The 23,148-nt window shown below is 52.8% G+C and carries 20 protein-coding genes; 3 read left to right on the plus strand and 17 right to left on the minus strand.

What is annotated here, in order from left to right:
* Nucleotides 1-16: 16 nt before the first annotated feature.
* From J2T37_RS05870 to surE, 8 genes are all read right to left on the minus strand, one after another.
* Nucleotides 17-1,489, minus strand: coding sequence for a TolC family protein (locus J2T37_RS05870; protein WP_253354488.1), 1,473 nt, complete (start codon nt 1,487-1,489; stop codon nt 17-19).
* Between the two features lie 67 nt (nt 1,490-1,556).
* On the minus strand, nt 1,557-2,672 hold the full coding sequence (locus tag J2T37_RS05875; protein ID WP_253354489.1) for an ABC transporter permease: 1,116 nt from the start codon (nt 2,670-2,672) through the stop codon (nt 1,557-1,559).
* Between the two features lies 1 nt (nt 2,673).
* Complete coding sequence (locus J2T37_RS05880) at nt 2,674-5,718, minus strand: ABC transporter ATP-binding protein/permease (RefSeq protein ID WP_253354490.1); 3,045 nt, start codon at nt 5,716-5,718, stop codon at nt 2,674-2,676.
* Between the two features lie 91 nt (nt 5,719-5,809).
* Nucleotides 5,810-6,865, minus strand: a complete 1,056-nt coding sequence (locus J2T37_RS05885) for an HlyD family secretion protein (RefSeq protein ID WP_253354491.1) — start codon at nt 6,863-6,865, stop codon at nt 5,810-5,812.
* Nucleotides 6,866-6,927: 62 nt separating this feature from the next.
* Nucleotides 6,928-7,563, minus strand: coding sequence for a TetR/AcrR family transcriptional regulator (locus tag J2T37_RS05890; protein ID WP_253354492.1), 636 nt, complete (start codon nt 7,561-7,563; stop codon nt 6,928-6,930).
* Nucleotides 7,564-7,655: 92 nt separating this feature from the next.
* Nucleotides 7,656-8,276 carry a TetR/AcrR family transcriptional regulator gene (locus tag J2T37_RS05895; protein ID WP_253354493.1) on the minus strand — a complete coding sequence of 207 codons (621 nt, stop codon included), beginning with the start codon at nt 8,274-8,276 and terminating at the stop codon, nt 7,656-7,658.
* Between the two features lie 202 nt (nt 8,277-8,478).
* Entirely contained in the window at nt 8,479-9,402 is a 924-nt protein-coding gene (locus J2T37_RS05900; RefSeq protein WP_253354494.1) for a peptidoglycan DD-metalloendopeptidase family protein, read from the minus strand.
* Between the two features lie 194 nt (nt 9,403-9,596).
* A complete protein-coding gene (gene surE, locus J2T37_RS05905; protein ID WP_253354496.1) occupies nt 9,597-10,346 on the minus strand; it encodes a 5'/3'-nucleotidase SurE in 750 nt (249 codons plus the stop codon).
* A gap of 139 nt (nt 10,347-10,485) precedes the next feature.
* Here surE and J2T37_RS05910 point away from each other — a divergent pair, with 139 nt between their 5' ends.
* Together J2T37_RS05910 and J2T37_RS05915 are read left to right on the plus strand one after the other, a co-directional pair.
* A complete protein-coding gene (locus J2T37_RS05910; RefSeq protein ID WP_253354497.1) occupies nt 10,486-11,640 on the plus strand; it encodes an FAD-dependent monooxygenase in 1,155 nt (384 codons plus the stop codon).
* Between the two features lie 108 nt (nt 11,641-11,748).
* Nucleotides 11,749-12,087: a hypothetical protein gene (locus tag J2T37_RS05915; RefSeq protein WP_253354498.1), complete on the plus strand. Its 339-nt coding sequence runs from the start codon at nt 11,749-11,751 to the stop codon at nt 12,085-12,087.
* 676 nt (nt 12,088-12,763) lie between these two features.
* On the opposite strand, the gene pnp is transcribed toward J2T37_RS05915, so the two are convergent.
* The 6 genes from pnp to J2T37_RS05945 all read right to left on the minus strand — a co-directional run bounded on the left by pnp (nt 12,764) and on the right by J2T37_RS05945 (nt 19,999).
* Nucleotides 12,764-14,875 (minus strand): polyribonucleotide nucleotidyltransferase, encoded by a 2,112-nt coding sequence (pnp, locus tag J2T37_RS05920; RefSeq protein WP_253354499.1) that lies wholly within the window; start codon nt 14,873-14,875, stop codon nt 12,764-12,766.
* 273 nt (nt 14,876-15,148) lie between these two features.
* Nucleotides 15,149-16,009 carry a phosphoribosylaminoimidazolesuccinocarboxamide synthase gene (locus J2T37_RS05925; RefSeq protein WP_253354500.1) on the minus strand — a complete coding sequence of 287 codons (861 nt, stop codon included), beginning with the start codon at nt 16,007-16,009 and terminating at the stop codon, nt 15,149-15,151.
* A 263-nt stretch (nt 16,010-16,272) separates the two neighbouring features.
* A complete protein-coding gene (locus J2T37_RS05930) occupies nt 16,273-17,727 on the minus strand; it encodes a calcium-binding protein (RefSeq protein ID WP_253354501.1) in 1,455 nt (484 codons plus the stop codon).
* A 185-nt stretch (nt 17,728-17,912) separates the two neighbouring features.
* Nucleotides 17,913-18,425 carry a TPM domain-containing protein gene (locus tag J2T37_RS05935; RefSeq protein ID WP_253354502.1) on the minus strand — a complete coding sequence of 171 codons (513 nt, stop codon included), beginning with the start codon at nt 18,423-18,425 and terminating at the stop codon, nt 17,913-17,915.
* The gene (locus J2T37_RS05940) at nt 18,425-19,327 is read right to left on the minus strand and encodes a TPM domain-containing protein (RefSeq protein WP_253354504.1); all 903 of its coding nucleotides are present in this window, start codon (nt 19,325-19,327) and stop codon (nt 18,425-18,427) included. The genes J2T37_RS05935 and J2T37_RS05940 overlap by 1 nt, the downstream gene beginning before the upstream one ends.
* An 81-nt stretch (nt 19,328-19,408) precedes the next feature.
* The gene (locus J2T37_RS05945; RefSeq protein ID WP_253354506.1) at nt 19,409-19,999 is read right to left on the minus strand and encodes a LemA family protein; all 591 of its coding nucleotides are present in this window, start codon (nt 19,997-19,999) and stop codon (nt 19,409-19,411) included.
* Between the two features lie 180 nt (nt 20,000-20,179).
* On the opposite strand from J2T37_RS05945, the gene rfbD reads away from it, so the two are divergent.
* Entirely contained in the window at nt 20,180-21,046 is an 867-nt protein-coding gene (rfbD, locus tag J2T37_RS05950) for a dTDP-4-dehydrorhamnose reductase (protein ID WP_253354507.1), read from the plus strand.
* 420 nt (nt 21,047-21,466) lie between these two features.
* On the opposite strand, the gene J2T37_RS05955 is transcribed toward rfbD, so the two are convergent.
* From J2T37_RS05955 to J2T37_RS05965, 3 genes are all read right to left on the minus strand, one after another.
* The gene (locus tag J2T37_RS05955) at nt 21,467-21,754 is read right to left on the minus strand and encodes a hypothetical protein (protein ID WP_253354508.1); all 288 of its coding nucleotides are present in this window, start codon (nt 21,752-21,754) and stop codon (nt 21,467-21,469) included.
* Nucleotides 21,755-21,867: 113 nt separating this feature from the next.
* Nucleotides 21,868-22,101, minus strand: a complete 234-nt coding sequence (locus J2T37_RS05960; RefSeq protein WP_253354513.1) for a glutaredoxin family protein — start codon at nt 22,099-22,101, stop codon at nt 21,868-21,870.
* Between the two features lie 36 nt (nt 22,102-22,137).
* Nucleotides 22,138-23,046 carry an AEC family transporter gene (locus J2T37_RS05965; RefSeq protein WP_253354509.1) on the minus strand — a complete coding sequence of 303 codons (909 nt, stop codon included), beginning with the start codon at nt 23,044-23,046 and terminating at the stop codon, nt 22,138-22,140.
* Between the last annotated feature and the right edge of the window lie 102 nt (nt 23,047-23,148).

Below are 23,148 nucleotides of genomic sequence, written 5' to 3' on the forward strand. Positions count from 1 at the left end.
CTCAAATACGCAGCAATCATGAACCGGCTTCGTCCAAACCCGTCCAGCCGCCGCCCAATGCTTTATACAGCCCCACCAGCGTTTGCGCCCGCGCCAGCTGCGCTTGGGTCAGGCTGTCCTGCATTTGGTCTTCTTCCAAATGGGCGCGCAAGGCGTCGTCCAGCGTTTTGTAGTCGTTGCGGAACAGTTTTTCCGTATCCGCCGCGTGTTGCGCGGATTGGCGGTAGGCGGTTTGCAACAGACCAACTTGCCGCTGCATGGCGTTGACACTTTGGTAGGCGCTATCCACTTCGCCTAACGCGGTCAGCAGCTGCTTGTCGTATTGCAGCAAGGCCGTCTGAAGACGGGCGTCGGCGGCGGCAATGTTGGCTTTGATACGGCCGCTGGTGAAAAGCGGCGTTTGGATGCCGACGCTGAGCAGACCTGCCCAGCCTTTGAGCGAGTCGTCGCCATCAATGCCGATACGTGCGCCGCCGCCCAAAAAGTTGATGGTAAAACGCGGCAGCAAATCGGCTTTGGCGCTGGCGAGTTTGGCGGCGTAGGCGTTGATTTGGGCGGCATAGGCGCGCAAATCGGGGCGGCGTTCGATCATGCCCTGCGGCGTCTGGCCGCTCGGGGCGGCGGGCTGTTGCGCCAACACGTCCGCCGGTAAAGCGGGCAGCGTGAAACCCTGCGGCGTTTGGCCGGTCAATACGGCAATGTTGCGCACATAAGCGTCGTATTGCGCCTGAATCGTGGCGCGTTTGGCTTCGGCTGCGCTCAGCTGCACCTGCGCTTCATTGACTTCGTAGCCGCTGACGTGCCCCGCTTTAAAACGCCCTTTCACATACTGCACCATGCGCTGCATGGTGGCGACGGTGTGATCAGCGGTTTTCAGACGGCGTTGCGCGGCGCGGGCATTGAAATAATTGTCGGCAATATCGCCCGCCAGCAGCATTTGCGCACCGTAAACCTGCTCCTGTTGGCCGAGCGCAGCGTAATAGGCGGCATCGGCGTCGCTGCGTTTTTGGCCGAAAATATCCGGTTCCCACGAAGCGACAAGGCCACCGTATAAGCTGTTGCCGTCCGCATCCAATTTACTGCCGCTTAAAGACGAGGTTTGCGGATATTGCGATAAGATCTGGCGCGTGCTGCCGTCTAAGGGATTATCCACCCTGCCGCGCGACACGCCCCCGCCGCCGCTCAAGCCGACGGTCGGCCCCAAATCGGCGCGGGCAGCGCGGCTGGCGGCGCGGGCTTCGTTCATGCGGCTGACGGCGATTTTCACGTCATAGCCCTGCGCCAAGCCCTGCTCGATTAAACCGCCCAACACGGGGTCATTCCATTGCCACCACCAGCGCACGATGTCGCTGCTGCCGCGTGCGGCTTCGGCTTGGCTGAACGCCTGCGGCACGGCGACATTGCTGTCTAGCGGGACTTGGGTATTTTGGCAGGCGGACAGCGCCAGCAGCGCAGCGGCGCATAAAGCGGTTGTTTGTTTGAGTTTCATGATTTTTCCTTGTTTTTTCAGACGGCCTCAGACGTTGAGGCCGTCTGAAAACGAATCGGCAGACGCCCTATCCCTGCTGTTCCAACATTTTGCGGAAGCGGAACAGCGCGAAGCCCAAAAAGGCCGCGCCCAATACCGCCATCACCGCCATCTGCGGCCACACGATGCCCAAACCCGCGCCACGGAACAACACGTTTTGCGCAAATTGGGCAAACTGCGTCAGCGGCCAATATTCGCTGATGGCGCGGGCAAATTCCGGCATGTTGGCACGCGGCGACGAGGCGCCGGAAAACAGCAGCATCACGATATACACCGGCAGCATCAGCAGGCCGAACTGCGCCATCGTCGGCGCCACCGTCGCCAGCATAATACCTAGGGACGCGATGGAAAACAGATACACCGTTACCCCCGCCGCATACAGCAACAGCGAACCGTGCAGCGGCACGCCGATAAATTCGTGCACCACAAACCACATCGACAACACCGCCGCCGTTAAAATCACCGCGCCGTTGGCGAGGATTTTCGACATCATCAGCTCGAACGCGCTCACCGGCATGACCAGCAAATGCTCGATGGTGCCGCGTTCGCGCTCGCGGATGACCGCCGCCCCCACCAGCACCAGCGTAATCATGGTCACCATGCTGCCCACCTCCATTACCGGCATAAACCACGCGCTTTCGCCGTTGGGGTTGAAACTCTGGCGGATAACCACATTCACCGGCGACGCGCCGGATTGCGCGGCAAACGCGTTTACTTCGTGGTTGATGATTTGGGTCAGATACGACGAGCCCACGCCCGCCTGCGTCATCACCGTAGCATCAATCAGCAGGTTGATTTCGGGGCTGCGCCCGGCCAGTACGTCGCGCTCGAACTCGGGCGGAATTTCCAACACGAAAATATATTCGCCCTTGTCCATCAATTCGTCCGACTGTTCGCGCGTAATCTCCTTCGGCGTTTGGAAAAACGGCGGCTGGACAGCATCGCGGATTTGGTACGACAACACCGAACGGTCAAGGTCGATAATGCCGACGGTGGCGTTTTTCACATCGGTGCTGATGCCCTTGGCCACGCTGACAATCGCGCCGGTAAACACAAACACAATCAGGATAATCAGCGTCGGATCACCAAACAGGCTGCGGAACTCCTTCATCATCAGCGTCATGATATTGCGTAATGCGCGCATCTTATTTCTCCTGTTTTTTCAGCAGCAGGCAGGAAAGCGTCATGCACACCAACGCAAACACGGCCAGCACCACATATTCCTCCTGCAATTCGCCAAAGCCCAAGCCCTTGGTAAACGTGCCGACGCTGACGGTCATGTACCACGAGGCAGGAAACAGCTTGCCGATTACATAGCCGCCGCCGCTGATGGTGGAAAGCGGATACAGGAAGCCGGAATAGTTGACGGTCGGAATCATGGTGATGATGGCCGTGGCAAAAATCGCCGCCAGCTGCGATTTCATAAAGGTTGAAATCAGCAGCCCCATCGCGGTGGAAGCGCCCACCATCAGCAGCGTGCCGAAAACCAGCGCCGGCAGCGAGCCTTTCACCGGCACGCCGAACCACAACACCATTATCAAGAGCAGCGCGGCAAAGTTGACCATGCCCACCGCGATATACGGCAGCTGCTTGCCGATCATGTATTGCGACACCGAAGCGGGCGAGGCATACAGGTTGGAAATCGAACTGATTTCTTTCTCCCGCACCACGCCGATGGCGCACATCATCGCCGGAATCATCACCAGCACCATCATCATCACGCCCGGCGCAATCGCATTAATGCTGTTGAAATCCTGATTGTAGCGGTAACGCGGCACAATCTGCGCCGGCGCCTGCAAGGAAACCGGCAGCCCCGTGGCCTTGACATAATCCTGCGCATACATCTGCATAATGCCGCCGACGTAGCCCCGGATATTGGAAGCATTAAACGGCATCGCGCCGTCGATATAAAAACCGACTTCCGGCTGTTCGCCTTTGAGCAGTTTTTCGCCGAACCCGCCCGGAATATCCATCACCAACACCGCTTTCGAGCTTTTCAATACCGTGTCGATGTCCGCTTCGTTTTCGATTTCCGGCTGCTCGATGAAATAGCGCGAACCAGCGAAATATTCCACCAGACCGCGGCTGGCACTGGTCTGGTCGCGGTCATACACCGCAAATTTCAGGTTCTGCACGTCAAAGGTTACGCCCCATGCAATCGAGGCCATCATAATCACCGGCCCGAATACGGCGAAAAACAGGCGGATTTTGTCGCGCAGCAGCTCTTTCGCTTCGCGTCCGGCAAACGTCCATACCGTCGCGAACCAGTATTTCAGCGATTCGGTATCGCGTTGGCGGGCGGCAGCTTCATTCAGGCCGTCTGAAGGTTTTTTATCTGTATTTGATACAACGGTATTTGCTTCTTCTTTATCGTTTTTTGCGACTACGGCTTTTTCAGACGGCCTAACAGCTGCTTGCTGCGCTTGGGCTGTCTGAAGGCCGTCTGAAAGCATATCGTCACCCTGCGACTGCCGGTCATGACCGATGACGCGTGCGGCAATCTCGGCAGCCGTTTCCTGCGGCTCTTGGCCGTCTGAAACGGTATTTAAATCAACATGTGTTTCAACTGTATTGACTTCTCCATTCTGACTTGTCGCCGTTGGGTTTTCAGACGGCCTTGCGGCAACATCGGCACTGCTTTCATCGGTTTGCTCCGCCTCAATCAGGTATTGGATAAACGTCTCTTCCAAATCCGGCGCTTGTTTCTCCTCGGTCAAGCCCTGCGGCGTGCCCACCGCCAGCACGCGGCCTTTGTGCATCAGCGAAATGCGGTCGCAACGCCCCGCTTCGTTCATAAAGTGGGTGGACACGAAAATCGTCACGCGGTCTTGGCGCGACATCTTCAGCAAATAGCGCCAAAACAAATCGCGCGCCGCCGGATCGACGCCGGAGGTCGGCTCGTCCAAAATCAACACTTCGGGGTGGTGCAGACAGGCCGCCGCCAGTTGCAGGCGCTGGCGGATGCCCAAGGGCAACGCGGCGGGCGCGGTATCGGCGACATCGGCCAACTCAAACTGCTGCAAGGCGTCGTTGACCGCCGCTTCGCCTTTGTCACCCAGCTGGTAGAGGTCGGCATGCAGCTGCAGGTTTTGGCGCACGCTCAGTTCTTCATACAGCGAAAACGCCTGCGACATGTAGCCGACGCGCATTTTGGTCTGCATATCGCCCGCATTGACGGGTTTGCCCAGCAGCTCGGCCTCTCCTTCGGTGGCTTCCAACAGGCCGGTGAGCATTTTCATGGTGGTGGATTTGCCGCAACCGTTGGAACCCAAAAAGCCGAAAATTTCGCCCTGCTGGATGGTGAAGCTGACATGGTCAACAGCGGTAAAGCTGCCGAAACGCTTGGTCAGGCCGTGCGCTTCGATGGCGGGCGGCAGACTGGGGTCGGGCACGAACGGCGTGATGTCCAGGCCACCCGCGCCGGTTTGTTTTTCCGGCGGCAGCATTTTGATATAGGCTTCTTCCAATACATCGGTATGGTATTCGCGCAACACTTCCTGCGTCGGCTTGTCGGCCAGCAGCTTGCCGCCGTCCAACGCCAGCAGCAGTTCAAACTGCTGCGCCTCTTCGATATAGGCGGTCGCCACGATGACCGTCATGCCCGGATTTTCCCGGCGCAAATCGTTCACCAGCGTCCAAAACTGGCGGCGCGACAAGGGATCGACGCCGGTGGTCGGCTCGTCCAAAATCAATAAATCGGGATTGTGTACCAAGGCGCAGCACAGGCTCAGTTTCTGTTTCATCCCGCCCGAGAGCTTGCCCGAAGCGCGGTCGGTAAACGGTGCCAAACCGGTGGCCTCCACCAGCCTTTGAATCCGCGCTTCGCGCTCTTGCGCGCCCAAGCCAAAGAGCCGTGCGTGAAAATCAATGTTTTCATACACCGTCAGCGTGCGGTAGAGGTTGTGCCCCAAGCCCTGCGGCATAAAGGCGATGCGGTGCGACAAGGCCAAACGGTCGTCTTTATCCGCCATATCGCCACCCAATACTTTGACCTCACCCTCCTGAATGATTTTGACACCGGCAATCAGCGACAGCAGCGTGGATTTGCCCACGCCGTCCGGCCCGATCAGGCCGACCGTTTTGCCGCGCGGAATTGCCAGCGACACATTGTCGAGCGCCTGCACGCTGCCGTAGCGGTGGGAAACGCCGCAAACGGCAACGGCCGGAGCTTGTTTATCGGTATCGTTCATGATTCTGCTCTTGGGGCTGGTTTTTCAGACGGCCTGTGGGCGCAAGGCCGTCTGAAAAACCGTATGATTGTTCGGATATGGCTGGCTGCCTTCAATCCGGCAGTTTCACCGCCAATTCAGACGGCCATTCGGTCTTACTGCCTGTTTTGACATAGCCGTTGCCGGTCAGCCCGCCTTTGAGCAGGCGGTTGTATTTTTGTGCAGTTTCAGACGGCACTTGCAATTTGATTTTAAACATCAGCTTGGCGCGTTCGCTCGCGGTTTCCACCGATTTGGGCGTAAATTGCGCGTCGGTGGAGATAAATTTGATGTTGGCGGGGAACACGGCATCAATGCCGTCCAGCTTAATCCGCGCCTCGTCGCCGACTTTCAGACGGCTCATGCTGTCGGTCGGCAGAAAAATATTCATATACACATTGCTCGGGTCGAGCAGGCTCACCACTTTGCTGCCCGAACCGATAACATTGCCCTCTTCGGCGATTTTGTAGTCGATACGCCCGTCAATCGGCGCACGAATCTGCATATCGTCATGCGTAGAGGCCGCACTTTTCACTCTGGCTTTGGCCTCTTCCACCCCGGCTTTCGCTTCGGCAATCTGCGCACGGCTTTGCGCCACCACCGCCTGCGCCTCATCCCGCGCTGCTTCTGCGGCTTTCACTGCTGCGGCGGCGCGTTCGTAATCCGCTTGGCGTTTGGTGACTTCCGATTGCGACACCAGTTGGTCGGCCAACAAACGGCGGGCGTTATCCAATTCCAATTTTGCCACGCGCTGCTGCTGGCGGCTGGATTCGACGTTGGCTTGCGCACGCGCCACCGCATCACGCGTCTGCGCCTGCGCAGATTGGGCGCGACCAACCGCCTCCTCTTGGCGCTGCGCTGCCGCCTGCGCTGCTGCCAGTTGGCTGACGGCGGTGTCAGAAGAGAGTTCCGCCAACACATCGCCTGCTTTCACCTCCGAGCCCTCGTCCACCAAGATTTTTTCCACCCGCCCCGCATACAGGCTGGCCACATCAATCCGGTTCAGCTCCAAGCGCCCGTTGGATTGGGCGATGCCCTCGGGCAAAGCGCCTTGCTGTTGCTGCCAGTAATACCAACCGCCGCCGACAACCAGCGCGGCGACAACGGCAATCGTGATGATTTTTTTCATGATTTCTTTCCTGTTTGAGGGTTCAGGTGGATTAATATAAAAGAAACAAAACGCTATTGCTGCTACCTATCGTCCGGTATGTAACCGGGAAACAGTGCGTTCAAGCTCCAGTCGATACGTTGCAAAATGGCTTCGTCGGTCAACACATTCTCCACCTCGCAGTTTAATGAATCCGGTAGTAAATCCATCTGCCGGAAGCTCGTGCCGACAATCATCGGGCCGATAACCGCTGCATTGAAATAGCCCAAACGCTGCGCACTTGTTGCCGGGCGGCTGTTATCGCATTGGCCGCATGCCTCCAGTAGCTCAAGGAACACCTCCGTGCGCGCGGTAATAGATTGCTTGACCGAACGGTTAATCACATCCACACCGTCGGCACTGTCAGTCAACAACCGGTGAGCCATTTTCAAATGATTACGGGTATTCAATGCAAACAGGCGGGTTACCTCGCGCAAGCGCTCAAACGGATTCGTCTGCGGCAGATTCTCCACCACCCAGCTGCCCCATACTTCGTAATCACAGCGTGCCAGCATTTCCTGCATAAATTCGTCTTTGCTGGCAAACAAATGGTGGAACATGCCCGGGCTCAACCCCGCCTCCGCCGCCAATGCGCGTACCGACAATTTGCGGTAGCCCAAATCGGGATACAGCACCAAGCCCGCCTGTATAAATTTATCGTGTGCTCTGCTGCCTGTCATCTTGATTTTTCTTCTCTTGTAACCCTAATCGTATTCCGTCCGAAAACCCAAGCCGCAGATATTTTCAGACGGCCTTTATCCACCACCTAAATTTATTCCGGAAATAAAGCGTTCAATACCCAATCAATCCGCTGTTGGATAAATGCATCGGTCAATAAATCGGGAACCCGGCAGCAAATGTCGTCCGACAAAATATCAAATTTCTGAAAGCGCACGTTTAACACCATCGGCGTCAATACCGCACCCTGCAAAAAATCATATTGGTTGAGCAATTCCAAATCGGAAACATCTCTGTCTCCATCCGCATGACAGGCCCTTATCGCCGCCATTACACCCAATGCCATGATTTCATTTTGCATTTTAAGCGCACGGCGGATAATTACCACACCGTCGGCGCTATCCAGCAACAAGCGGTTGACCCACGGCAGATTACTGCGGATAACCACCGCCAAACGCCAAAGAAGCTGGCGCAAACGCTCTCGGGAAGAAAGGCCGGGAGAAAAATCAAACGATACCCGCCCCAATACCCGGTCGCGGTATTCGCGCAGCATGGCTTTCACAAACTTGTCTTTATCCGCAAACAGCTGCCGAAACCGCTCAACGTCGGCATTCAGATGGGCGGCTACGGCCTCTTCCGACAGTTTCTGATAGCCGCAACGCGGGTAAAGATGAATACCGGCGGAAACAAACTGCGCTTCGGTTGCATTAATCATCACGTTTCCTAACGGGATTATATTGGACGAGTGTCCAATATACGCCATATCGACACGATAAACAAGCTCTATTTCGAGTAAAGAAGACGATATTTCAAACAGATAAAATAAAAAAAGGCCGTCTGAAAAATATACTGAAGAATAAAATTTCCTTCAGTATATTTTTCAGACGGCCTTCGGCGTTGCTTACGAATCGGTCGGTTTAAAATGCGACGTAAGTAGAAGGATTGACCGGCTTACCGTTTTGGCGCACTTCAAAATGCAGTTGGATACGGTTGGCGTCGCTGTTACCCATTTTGGCAATGGTCTGACCGCGTTTCACCATTTGGCCTTCGTTAACCAGCAGGCTTTGGTTATGACCGTAAGCGGTCAAGAAAGTAGAATTGTGCTGGATGATAATCAGGTTGCCATAGCCGCGCAAACCCGAACCGGCATACACCACTTTACCGTCGGCCGCCGCCACAACAGGCTGACCTGCCGTACCGGCAATGTCCACACCTTTGCTGCTGCCGCCGAAGTTGGTCACCACCGTACCGTTAGTCGGGCGCTGCCATGTAATGCCGCTGACAGTACGCGTACCGCCGGTGGAAACAATCGGAGTAGCCGCTTGGCTGGCAACCGGCGCAGAACGGGTCGGCGCAGGTGCGGACGCAGCAGCCGTTGCTCCGGCAGGCGCAACATAACCGGCCGGTTTCACGCGCAGGGTCTGGCCGACGCTAATGGTATTGTCGGCCAAGCCGTTCCAAGCGCGCAAGTCGTCTTGGTTGATGCCGTAGCGTTTGGAAATATTGTACACGGTATCGCCGCGCACCACGGTATGTGTGGCCGCATTAACGTCAACCGGCGCATAAGAAGGCGTATAAGTACCGCCGCCGCTGTAAGCAGGCGCAGCAGGGGCGCTGTAAGACGGGGTAGTCGTAGCAGGCGGGGTATAAGGCGCGTCATTGAAAACCGCATTTGATCCGTAAGGGTTCGCACCGTAAGGATTGGCAGAAGCTGTACCGCTTGAAGTAGAACCTGTACTTGCCGTACCGGCGACAACAGGAGCGGGCTGTTGGCTGGCACATGCGCCCAGCATTAAAGCCAATGCGGCCGAGCCGACGTAAAACGCGGTTTTTTTCAACATATGGATAACCTTCATGTGGGATGTTTGATTCTGTTGGGGCATATCATAATCAAAATACGCCCGTCCCTCAAGTCTTGGCGGCGTTAGGGTCTGTTAATATCGCATTATTCGGCAATCTTTTTGAGCAAAATCCGGTTTTGGCGCATTTTAAACGCGCCGGATATGCCGCCTGATACCCAAGGCCGTCTGAATTTTTATAAAACGCCCTGCCAAAATCCGGCGACATCGGCGATTTCATTGAAGGCGGTCAAATCAATCTGCAAGGGCGTGATGGTGATAAATCCCGCTTCGCATTCGCCGAAATCCGTGCCCTGCTCGCGGTCGGAAATGTCGCCGACCGGCCCGATCCAATAAATCGCCTCGCCGCGCGGATTGTGCGACGGCACAATACTTTGCGAATGGTGGCGGCGGCCGAGGCGGGTAATTTTAATGCCCTGTATGTCTTCGGGATCGACGGCGGGAATATTGATGTTCCACAACACCGGCAGCTTGGGCGGATTTTTCAATAAATGCGCCAGCAGCAGCCAGGCCGCTTTTTCGGCAGTCGCCCAATAACGCCCGCTGTAATCGTTCATGGAAACGGCAATGGCGGGAATGCCCATCAGGTAGGCTTCGGTTGCGGCGGCAACCGTACCCGAATATAAGGTATCATCGCCCATGTTTGCCCCGTTGTTAATGCCCGAAAGCACCAAATCAGGCTTGAAATCGGGCAGCGCGTGCAAACCGAGATGGATACAGTCGGTCGGTGTGCCGCTGACATAGTAAAACCCGTTATCCGCCTGCTTAATCCGCAACGGGCGGTCAAGTGTCAGCGAATTGCTCACGCCGCTGCGGTCGCGCTCGGGCGCCACCACGCGCACATTGGCAAATTCGCCCGCCACCCGCGCCAAAATCGCGATACCGGGTGCCAGATAGCCGTCGTCGTTGCTGATGAGAATATTCATGCCGTGTATTCCTCTTGTGGGTTATGGTTTATGCATTTTAATCTTTGCCCTGCCGGGCTGTCTATTTTCAGACGGTCTTGCGCTGTAAAAGGCCGTCTGAAACGCGTTATAATCCGTTTTATTTTTGAACGGTTTTCCCATGACTCGCGAACACGAAATTCTGATTGTCGGCGGCGGTTTGGTCGGCGCGGCGGCGGCCGTGGCTTTGAAACGGCAGGGGCGCGATGTTGCCTTGCTGGAAATCCGCCCCGCCGAAACCGATTCCGACAAATTGCTCAACGGTTGGGACGCGCGCATTTTCGCCATCAGCCCCGCCAACCAAGCCTTGCTGCAATCGCTTGACGCTTGGCCGTCTGAAAGCCGCATTCAGGCCGTCACAAAAATGGACGTGCGCGGCGACAACGGCGGGCGGATTGTGTTTGACGCGGCCGACCTCCCTGCCCCGCGCCTGACTTCCATCGCGGAAAACCGCTGGCTGCTGGCCGCTTTATGGCAACAGATTCGTGCGCTGGACATTCCCGTTATCCATACGCCTGCCAAGGCATTGGAAACAGATATTCAGACGGCCTCGCTGCGCTTGAGCGACGACAGCCGAATCCGCGCCCGTTTGGTTATTGGGGCGGACGGGGCCAATTCTTGGGTGCGCCAACAAGCCGGTATTCCCGTGCGCGAAACCCCTTACGGGCAACACGGTGTCGTAGCCAATTTTCATACCGAACTCGACCATCAGGGAACGGCGTCCCAATGGTTTAAGCAGGGCGATGTGTTGGCCTATCTGCCGCTGCCCGAGCGCAAAATTTCGATGGTGTGGAGTACAAGCGAACCGGAAAAGCTGACCACCCTTACCCCCGACGATTTGGCCGCTGCCGTGACCGCGCAGGGCGACGGCGTATTGGGCAAACTCTCGCCTTTGTCCCCCACGTTTTCTTTCAATCTGATTTTGCGCCGCCCGGAAAAAACCTACGCCCCGCGCATATTATTGATGGGCGATGCGGCGCACACCATCCACCCGCTGGCCGGGCAAGGTGTGAATTTGGGTTTCGGCGATGCCGCCGCGTTTGCGCAAATAAGCCGCAACGCGCCCGACATCGGCGCATTTCCCCTGCTCAAACGCTTCGCGCAAAGCCGCTTAGAGCCGGTGCGTACCATGCAATACGGCTGCGACGGCCTGTTCCGCCTGTTTGCCGACAACACCCTACCCGCCCTGCCCTGGCTGCGCAATACTGGCTTGAGCTTGGTGGACAGCGTACCCTTCGTCAAAAACCGCCTGATTAAACACGCAATGGGCTTATGATTTTTCAGACGGCCTTTGCGTCAAGTCAAAGGCCGTCTGAAAACCCTGCTTTCCCGTTTTCGGCGGGTCTATAATATCTTGTTACCATTTTCAAACAGGATTTTACCCATGAAACAATACACCTTAGACCCCAAAGCCTTGCTTGGCGGCGTGATTGCCAGCGACAACGACCAAGAAATCGTGCAATTTTCCCTGCAAAAAAACAATGAAGTGCCGACTTATGAAACCGACGCCATTGTCTTGCTGATTGTCTTAAATGGTAGCACCGAGGTGACGACTGCGGCTGAAACCATCAAAACCGAAGGCTTGCAGATTGTCCGTTTAGAATCCAAAGAAGCGCACAGTATCCGCGCATTGGAAGACGCTACCAATATTTTGGTCATTAAGCAGTTGACGCATGAATTGGTGTTCAGCAAAAAACTGCGCTTCGGCAGCTGCTGCCTGTAATGGCAGAACCAATCGAGTAAGTATTGGATGACCAACAACAAAACCATGCAAACGGTATAAGTGGAATTTCAACTCAAATTGACCTAATTTTGTTAAAAATCCATCTTAGCCTACGCGGTTTATTGCTACATATAATGCAATTATTTAAAAACCAAACCATCGATGCGGTGTAGGTTGGGTTGTAAACCCAACATTTACCTAACGTGAGTTCGGGATAAGAATTCAAATATATTTATTATTTTCAGAATAGTATGTAGTTCAGCAGACAGAAAATCGCTAGATTTTCGTCATTAGCTGCGCAAGTCCGCTACGCTACCCCCGCGCAGGCGGGAATCCAGAAGCCCAATATTTCTGTAATGTTTTCAAGGTATCAGAACTCCAAATGTCTGGATTCCCGCCTGCGCGGGGGTAGCGTAGCGGACTTGCGCAGCTAATGACGAATCCTTACGGATTCTGTCTGCCTAATCAAAATACATTTTTAAAATTTAAAAAGATATTCTATCTGCTTATCCCGAACTCACGTTACCTAAACTTCCGTTGGGATTTCATCCCAACCTACACAGTTTGGTTTTTGAGTAATTTCACTATATCTTTTTGGTTTTCAATGCTGTTGACCAACAAATAAAAATGCCGTCTGAAAATTCAGACGGCATTTTCTCTATCCGACAATCAAGTCTTATTCCGCATCACGCGCAGGCGCTTCCAGCAGGGCTTTAATCGACAGGCGCACGCGGCCACGGTCATCCACTTCCAGTGCTTTGACTTTCACGGTTTGGCCGACTTGCAGATAGTCGCTGACGTTTTTCACGCGCTCGTGGGCGATTTGGCTGATGTGCACCAAACCGTCTTTACCCGGCATAACAGACACAATCGCGCCGACGTTGTTGTCGAGGATTTTCACCACAGTACCTTCATAGACTTTGCCCACTTCTACTTCAGCAGTAATCTGCTCGATACGCGCTTTGGCAGCGTCGCCCGCTTCTTGGGTAGTGGCGGCGATGGTAATGGTGCCGTCTTCGGCGATGTTGATTTCGGTACCGGTTTCAGCGGTAATCGAGCGAATGGTTTCGCCGCCTTTACCAATCACTTCGCGGATTTTATCCTGATTGATTTTCATGGTAAACAGGCGCGGCGCATGGGCAGACAGCTCTTGCGGACCGGATACGGCTTGCTGCATTTGCGCCAGAATATGCAGACGCGCTTCTTTGGCTTGTGCCAAAGCGATTTGCATGATGTCTTTAGTAATGCCTTGGATTTTAATGTCCATTTGCAGCGCGGTTACGCCCTCGGTAGTACCGGCTACTTTGAAGTCCATATCGCCCAAGTGGTCTTCATCGCCCAAGATGTCGGTCAACACGGCAAATTTGTTGTTGTCCATAATCAAGCCCATGGCGATACCGGCCACATGCGCTTTGAGCGGCACACCGGCGTTCAGCAGGCTCAAGCAGCCGCCGCACACGGAAGCCATAGAAGATGAACCGTTGGACTCGGTAATTTCTGATACCACGCGCATGGTGTAGCTGAAATCTTCCGGCGCAGGCAATACGGCCAGCAATGCGCGTTTGGCCAAGCGGCCGTGGCCGATTTCACGGCGTTTGGGCGCACCCATGCGGCCGCATTCGCCGGTAGAGTACGGCGGGAAGTTGTAGTGCAGCATAAAGCGGTCGGTGTATTCGCCGCTCAACGCGTCAATGATTTGCTCGTCGCGTGAAGTGCCCAAAGTAGCCACAGCCAACGCTTGGGTTTCGCCACGAGTAAACAAGGCAGAGCCGTGGGTACGCGGCAAGACGCCGGTTTGGATGTTCAACGGACGTACGGTGCGGGTATCGCGACCGTCGATACGCGGTTGGCCGTCCAAAATTTGACCGCGCACCACATCGGCTTCCAAATGTTTGAAAATACCTTTGATTTCATTGGCGGTCAGGGTATCGGTTTCTTCGTTAATCAGCGCTTCTTTTACCGCTGCCCAAGCTTCGTCCAATTTGGCGCTGCGGGCTTGTTTTTGGCGGATTTTGAAGGCTTCGGCAATGGCAGCGCCGGCGATTTCGCGCACTTTGGCCACCAGCTCTTCATTGGTTTCCGGCGCTTTCCAATCCCACACTTCAGGATTTACTTCATCGGCAAATTCGTTAATCGCTTTAATCGCAGCCTGCATTTGGTCGTGACCGTACACCACCGCGCCCAACATCACGTCTTCCGGCAGGATGTCGGCTTCGGATTCCACCATCAAAACAGCTTTTTCAGTACCAGCAACGACCAAATCCAATTGGGATTCGGCCAGTTGCGCTTTAGTCGGGTTCAGAACGTATTGGCCGTTCACGTAGCCGACACGCGCCGCACCAATCGGGCCGGCAAACGGTACGCCGCTCAATACCAGCGCGGCAGAAGCACCCAGCATGGCGGGAATATCGGAGTCGATTTCGGGATCGACAGACACCACCATCGCAACGATTTGGATGTCATGATAGAAACCTTCCGGGAACAGCGGACGGATCGGGCGGTCAATCAGGCGGCTGGTGAGGATTTCTTTTTCGCTCTGTTTGCCTTCGCGTTTGAAGAAACCGCCGGGGATTTTACCGGCAGCGTAGGTGCGTTCCAGATAATCCACGGTCAGCGGGAAGAAGTCTTGGCCTTCTTTCACGTCTTTATTGGCGGTCACGGCCACCAATACCACGGTATCGCCCATAGATACTTTGACCGCACCGGCGGCTTGGCGGGCAATTTCACCGGTTTCCAGAGTAACGGTTTGGTCGCCGTATTGGAAAGACTTGACATGCTTGTTGAACATAGCGTTCCTTTCAGTGAAGCCGCACTGCTAAAACACTAATAATGCACACTATCAGCAAGAGCAAATGTGCATGGTTAGGGTTTCAGACCGTGCGGCGGGTTAGGTAAAATTTTCAGATGGCCTTGAAGCCAAAACCATCTTGCGCGTGATTATAGCGGGAAACCGTTACAGAATCCAGATAAGATATTTTCTCAATTCAAACTTAGGCCGTCTGAAAACAGATTGTTTCAGCGAGGCTGAATCTTTGTTTTCAGACGGCATGAATTCATCTGCTTATTTTGTCAGCAGATTCAAAGCCTCTTGATACTTTTCAACCGTTTTGGCAATGACTTCCGACGGCACTTTCGGTGCAGGCGCTTGTTTGTTCCAGCCGCTTTGTTCCAGCCAGTCGCGCACAAACTGTTTGTCAAAAGACGGCGGATTGGTACCGACTTGGTATTGGTCGGCCGGCCAGAAACGGCTGGAATCGGGGGTTAACACTTCGTCCATCAGCGTCAGCGTGCCGTTTTCATCCAAACCGAATTCAAATTTGGTGTCGCAAATAATGATACCGCGCGATTTAGCATATGCTGCTGCTTCAGTGTAAAGCTGAATCGCTTTGGTGCGCACTTCCGCCGCCAACTCTTTACCGATAATGGCTTCACATTGCTCGAAACTGATGTTCTCATCGTGATCGCCGACTTCGGCTTTGGTGGACGGGGTAAAAATCACTTCCGGCAACTGCTGCGCCTCCAGCATGCCTTCGGGCAATTTTATGCCGCAAACCGTACCGGTTTTCCGATAATCTTTCCAACCGCTGCCCGCCAGATAGCCGCGCACGATGGCTTCTACTTTTACCGGTGTCAACTTTTTAGCAACGACCGCACGTTTTTCCAACGCCTTAGCTTCGGCTTCGGGCAACACATCATAAACGGTATCGCCGGTAAAATGGTTGGGCATGATATGGCCGAGTTTGGCAAACCAAAAATTAGAAATCTGCGTAAGAATCTCACCTTTACCCGGAATCGGGTCGTCCAAAATCACATCAAATGCCGACAGGCGGTCGGAGGCCACCATCAGCATGCGCTTGTCGTCGATTTCATACAAATCGCGCACTTTGCCGGAGTAAATTTTTTTCAAACTGATTGCAGACATGGCTTTATCTTTCGGGTTTGTCGGAGAAAACGGTATTTTAGCCGAATTTATCCGGTAACGGCAGGCTCTTCTCCAAAATAAATAAGGTGCTAATAACAAGCAAATGACAATCTCAAAACTAGGTCTGCTAAAAATATGATTGTCTCTCGATAATAGAGACTACTTGATTTTAACAAGTAAAATTCCCCCTTACACCATTTGGCAATAAGGGGGGATAACATCTCAATACGAGATATTCGATTACTCAGCTATTCAACTTAACATTAGCACGCTGCGGCTTGAGCGGCTTGAGCTGCATCATCAATTTGAGTCAAGCAGCTCAGTGAGCAAGAGGTATCACTGCCGTAGCTAACTTCGTAAGTGCTACCATCGGCAAAGCTGAAGGTTTCGATTTGGTTGTCGCTGCTGGTAAACCAGTCGCTAACAGTAATGCTGTCTTCGCTGTCGCAGAAAGAGATAACCAAGTTATCGCCATCTTGAGTCAGGATAATATCACTTGCAGTGATACCATCACCAAAGCTCAATACATCATCACCAGACACATCAGAAATGATGTCATTACCATCACCAGAGTTGAAGACGTAAGTATCATCACCGTCACCACCGATCAAGATGTCATTACCGGTACCACCGACCAGAGTGTCATTACCATCTTTCGCAACGATACAGTCATCACCGACCAAGCCATACAGCTCATTGTTGCCGCCATTGCCGTAAATAATGTTATCCAACTCATTACCTGTACCGTTCAAATCGTCTGTACCTTGCAAAATCAGGTTTTCGACGTTATCAGGCAAAGTGTAGTCGATTTCTGAACGCACGGTATCAATACCTGAAGCAGCATTTGAATCTTCATATACTTCATCACCAGCATCATCAACGTAGAATACGTCGTTACCATCGCCACCGCGCATGATATCCGCACCAGTACCACCATTCAGGTAGTCGTTACCTGCGCCACCTTGCAAGTAGTCTTTACCTGCGCCACCATACAAGGTATCACCATTATCGTCACCTTCTAAAGTGTCGTTACCGTCACCACCGTAAATCACATCAGCGCCTGAACCACCATAGATGATGTCTTCGCCAGAAGTACCATAAATGGTGTCTTTTTCATCTGTACCGGTAGTTGTGGTAGCGCCGCTATCAACTGCGTCAACATAAATGATATTACCCGGTTCAGTATCTACACCGCCAAATGAGTTATCTTGGTTATCATCATCAACACAGGTAGTGCAAACTTCTGACTCTGAAGATGAAGTATCGGTTGCAGTTGAAGTGTCGGTTGAAGTATCATCAGTAGCGCAATCATCTACAACGGTTTCTTCCGAAGTCGCCGGAGCCGGTTTAAACGGTTTCACAATCACAATCGGTTCACAATCGTCACCTTGACTTACCACGATGCATTGATATGCCGGTTTGGCAGGCGGAGTGTAAGAGCAATCGCTAGAATCAGCGCTATATGAGTAAGACGGCGCGCAAGACGCTTCACTAAACGCTAATTTGTAAGAGTTAAAAGAAATTGGTGCGCAATATGCATTTGCGAAACTGATTTGTGAAAAACCACCGTAACAATAAGACATAATAAAACTCCCAGAATAATGATAAACACAGGCGATGTCTGAGTAAAAACTCCAGCCTGTATTTGTCATTGTAGTGATATTTGTTTGCAGCTCTGTTACAAAAATATCAACGGTAAAAAAAGCAGACAAACGCACTAAACCATACGTTTTTTTTAATCAAAAAATAATCTATTACAAAAATTATCTATTTATACGATAATTACATAAAGTTACTATTTGAAAAAAGGCTGTCTGAAAAAATAGGTTATGGCACACCATTACCCGATTCCCTATTTTTCAGACGGCCTTTTTTTAAGATAGCCGTTTAGACTCGCATTAAGCTATGCCACGATAACATCATTAGACAAATCATCTCCGGCATCCATGCGGACATGGCGCGGATAGTATTGCGTCAATAATTTGTCAACGGCACTCAGCCCCTGCTCCAAACCTGAAACATAGCGTTCCATACGGAATTCTTCGCGTATCAAATCGCAGATTTCCTGCCATTTTCCCGGCGGCACTTGGCGGTTAATTCCCCTATCGGAGATGATTTCTACCATCCTGTCGGCAAACGACACATACACCAATACGCCGCAGTTGAGTTCGGTATCCCAAATACCCAACTCGCCAAACCATTGCAAGGCGCGGGTATGCGGATGGACATTGCCCAATACGGCACCGCTCGGATAGCGAGACTCCACCACAAAACGGATTTGCCCCGTATGATGTTGCTCGGAAGCGCCGATTTTTTGGCTGATACGCTGTAAATCAGCCGTTGGGAAAAATTTTTCCACTTTCCAGCGCGGGCATTGCCAGTGTCGCCATAAGCGTTTGAATCTATTTTGTTCCATTACCATCCTCCTGAAGCACCGCCGCCGCCGAAATTGCCGCCGCCTCCGCTGAAACCGCCGCCGTTTCCGCCGCCACTGCGCCAGCCGCCGCCCGAACTTCTGCCGATTCCACCGCCGAAGCCGCCTCCGCCAAATCCACCGCCTCCGCCGCCGGAAATAAACGCGCTGCTGCCCAATAAAAAGGTAAACAAAGCGCCGACCACGGCTGCTGCCGCGCCTATCCACGCCGCCCAACCAAACAACATACACGCGCCGAACATCAGGCCGCCGGTAACGATACTGCCCACGATGCGTCCCAGCAGGGATTTCAGAAAGCTGCCGCCGACCAGGGGAATCATCAAAACGAACAGCCACATATCGCCACTGTCTTCCTGATTATCCGTCACGGTTTGCGCCGCTTCAGGCAGATTTTCGCCGGCAATCAGTTTTTCAATTTGCACCACGCTGGCATTAATGCCCTCATCTACTTTGCCTTGCTGCAAATAAGGGCGCAACACGTCTTCCAAAATCCGTTTGGCGTACACATCGGGAATCGCGCCTTCCAAGCCGCGCCCGACCGCCAAATGGGTTTTACGCTCATCTTTGACCAGCAGCAGCAAAACGCCGTCGCTGATGTCTTTACGGCCGAGCTGCCATTTTTCCATGACCCTGACCGAGTAATCAAACGTGGTCTCCGGCGCAATCGCCGGTACGGTCAACACCACAATCTGGCTGCCCTTTTCTTTGCTGTATTGCGTCAACTGCGTATTCAACGCCACCCGCGCTTCCGCGCTCATCATCTGCGCACTGTCCATCACCGGCGCCGTCAGCGGCGGAATGGCAGCAAGTTCGGCGGCAAACAGCCACGTTCCCGTCAGCAAAATGGCGAAAAACGACAGCGTTTTCTGCACGATAAACTGCATAATTTCTGCCTTCCATAGATTTCAGACGGCCTTTATCCTCACAAAGGCCGTCTGAATATTTATCTTTCGATATACCCGAAATTAAAACTCGACTTTAGGCGCGTTAGAAATTGCTTTCTCATTTTCTACGCTGAAGTTTGCCCGCGTTTGCATACCGAAAATTTTAGCGGTAATGTTTTGCGGAAACTGGCGCAGCGTAGTGTTATAAGTTTGCACCGCTTTAATGTAGTTGTTGCGAGCCAGAGAAATGCGGTTTTCCGTACCTTCCAGCTGCGCCTGCAAGTCGCGGAAATTTTGGTCGGCTTTCAGCTGCGGATAATTTTCCGATACCACCATCAGGCGGGACAACGCGCCGCTCAATTCGCCCTGCGCTTCTTGGAATTTTTTCAACTTGGCCGGATCCGCCGCGTCTTCCGCGCTCAATTGCACGCTGCCGACTTTGCTGCGCGCTTCGGTTACCTTAGTAAACACCTCTTCTTCATGGGTCGCATATCCCTTAACTGTATTCACCAGATTGGGAATCAAATCCGCACGGCGTTGGTATTGGTTTAACACTTCCGACCAAGCCGCATTCGCCGCCTCGTCCTGCGTCTGCATGGTATTGTAACCGCAGCCGCTCAGTGCAAACATCGAAGTCATCACGGCCAAAACGGCCAACCATTTTTTCAGCATTACATTCTCCGTAATCATGTTTCAAAAAGCATTCGGGCAAGCGCCGAATGTTGCCCAAGTATAACGCAAAATCCGCCGTTAAATTTGTTTTTAAGATAATCGGTCAAGCGCAATTTGTTTTATAATATTTACAAGGAACGGGTATTTGAGAACCAACCGAATTCATAAGGAGAAGCGCCAATGAGAATTTTACTGACCGGCTCCAAAGGCCAACTGGCTCACTGTTTCCGCGACCGTCTGCCCGACAGTTGGGAGCTGATTGCGACCGACTCCGCCTCGTTGGACATTACCAATGCCGCTGCCGTCAACAATATGGTTCACAGCTTCCAGCCCGATGCCATAGTCAACGCGGCGGCCTACACCGCCGTGGATAAAGCCGAGAGCGAACCGGCCGCCGCTTTTGCCGTTAACGCCGCAGCCGTACACAATCTGGCCATCGCTGCCCACGGCGCGCAAGCGCGTTTTATCCATGTTTCCACCGATTACGTTTTTGACGGCCAGGCCAAAACACCCTACCGCGAATACAGCCCGACCAACCCGCAAAGCATTTACGGCAAATCCAAATTAGCGGGCGAATTGCTGGCTTTGGCCGCCAATCCCGACAGCATTATCGTGCGCACCTCCTGGCTGTTTAGCGAATACGGCAGCAATTTCGTCAAAACCATGCTGCGCTTGGCAAAAGAACGCGACAGCTTATCCGTTGTCGCCGACCAAATCGGCAACCCGACCTATGCCGGCGATTTGGCCTCCGCCTTGATTGCCTTATTGCGCCAAAGCGCCGCGCCGCGCGGCATTTTCCACTACTGCGGCAACCGCTCTGTAAGCTGGTATGAATTTGCCCAAGCCGTTTTTCAGACGGCCTCAAGCCGTATCGACGGCTTCAAAGCGCCAAACGTATCGCCCATACCCAGCGAAGCCTATCCCGTTCCCGCCCCGCGCCCGCGTTACAGCGTGATGGATTGCCGCAAAATCGAAAGCGAAACCGGCGTTCAAGCCTCTGACTGGCAAAAAGCCTTAAACGACATCATTACCACCGGTCTGGATTGATACCGTTACGTTTTACAGATAATCGCAAAGGCCGTCTGAAAATCCTGCTCCGGCAGATTTTTCAGACGGCCTTGTCATCTTGTTGTCATCTCCCTTGCGTATATTACCCGCAAGCCAACACGCACCCATATCGCCCTTCCAAGCATGATTTATTACAGAAAGCGCAACAACTTTACATAACGCCCCTGTTCAACCACCCTAAAAACCCTGTATGATGCGGGTCATAACATCTCACAATAAGTACCGAAAACACCATTGATAAAATAAATTTTCGAAAAAAAAATAATTGAAGTAGAAAGGAAATTCTTATGCAACATCGTCGTCGTCAAGTTATTTTCCAAGCAGCCAAACGCGCTGCTTTCATACGCCGCGCTAACTTGCGCCATGCCGCCAAAGCGCGTTAAATAATCCGACCGCCGGTTATGCTGAAACCGGAAGCATAGAATAAAGGCCGTCTGAATCCATAGAAGATTCAAACGACCTTTTTAAATGACTCGGCGTTACAGCAAAAATAAAAATAGGCAAAGAGCAAAAGCCAATACAAAACCCAAGAAAAACAACCAATAAAGGAAAAAACTCCGTCGGGAATGGCGCTATAATCGCTGGAAAACATCGAGAGTTGCGGCTTGGCCTCATTTTCCTGTAATTGGCGGTAGCGTTTGAGTACCGCTTCGCTGCGCTCAAGTAACTCACGGTTTTTTTATCCATGTTTCCCTCATTAAAGTCTGTTATGGCAAAAGACCTTGTGCTTAATATTATTATGGATGAGAATGATAAGACAAGTGCTGCGTTTAAACACGTTAAAGCGACTACCTCGCCGATTAACCGGACAAATACGCACGCAGTTTATCCTCATCCAAAAACCAATGGCAAATTTCCGTCTCGCCATCCAGCAATACCGGAACCAGCTCATTATACCGCTCCTCCAGCACAGGATTATCGTCCACATCCACCACAGCCAATTCAAACCCGAATTCCTGCTGATAAGGCAGCAACTGCTCGCGCATCTTGTGGCATAAGCTGCAATATTCCCGAAACATCAACGTCAATTTCATCATCTCTTACCTTTTTTCAGACGGTCTTTTCCCGTTTTACGTCCACCACAACAATGCCAGCGAAATCGGAATCACCGACAGCAGCGTGGTCAGCAGCATTGTGCCGGAAGTTTCCTTGCCATAGCCGTATAGCCCGCCAAATAAGGGATACATGCTCACCATCGGCATCATGCCGAATAACGTCCCGGCAAACAGCACTTTACCTCTTGCGCCAAACAGCCACATCAAACCAAATACCAACAGCGGGCACAACAATAATTTGGCCGCCGCAATCGCCAGCATCCCTTTCAAATGATGGCTTTGAATGCGGATACCATACAAATTCGCCCCAATCATAAACAAGGCCAACGGCGTTGTGGCCGCCGCCATCATGCCGCTGACTTTGTCCATAAAAGCCGGTAACGGCAACCAACCGAAAGCAAAAATCAGAGCCGCCGGAATCGCCAACACCATCGGATTGGTCAGCAGATTTTTACCGATTTGCCACGCCATCCGACCGATATTGCGCTCCCCTTCCCCGCTACTCAAACCTTGTAAAGCAAAAAACAAAGGGAATACCAGCAAATTCTCCGTCAACACATTCATGGCAAAATAAACGCCCGCAGACGGCCCGATAACCATCAGCAGCAGCGGATAGCCGATAAAACCCGAATTGCCCGTACCGCTGCCGAAACCGTTTAACACCGCCAATCTTGGCGGCACACCGCGTCGGCGGCTGACCTGCCAAGCCAAAACAAATACCGCCAAAGAAGCCGCAGTATAGCCGAAGAAATATGCCGGTTGAAACACATCCGAAATCTGCCGCGTCGCAATCACATGAAAAATCAACATCGGCATCGCAATGCGGACAATCAACTTCGCCAGCCCCTGCGTCTGCTCAAACGAAAGCAATTTCCGCCCGACCGCCGCATAGCCGATCAGAATCAAGACAAACAGCGGCGACATAATATTAGGGGCTGTACTAGATAACTAGATTTATTCAAAATCATTTAGAATAAATCCCATGAAAAAAAGTCGACTGAGCCCTTATAAGCAAAACAAGCTAAT

Origin of the sequence: Neisseria perflava (assembly GCF_024170405.1) — a bacterium.
In the GTDB taxonomy this organism is placed as follows: Bacteria; Pseudomonadota; Gammaproteobacteria; order Burkholderiales; family Neisseriaceae; genus Neisseria; species Neisseria perflava_B.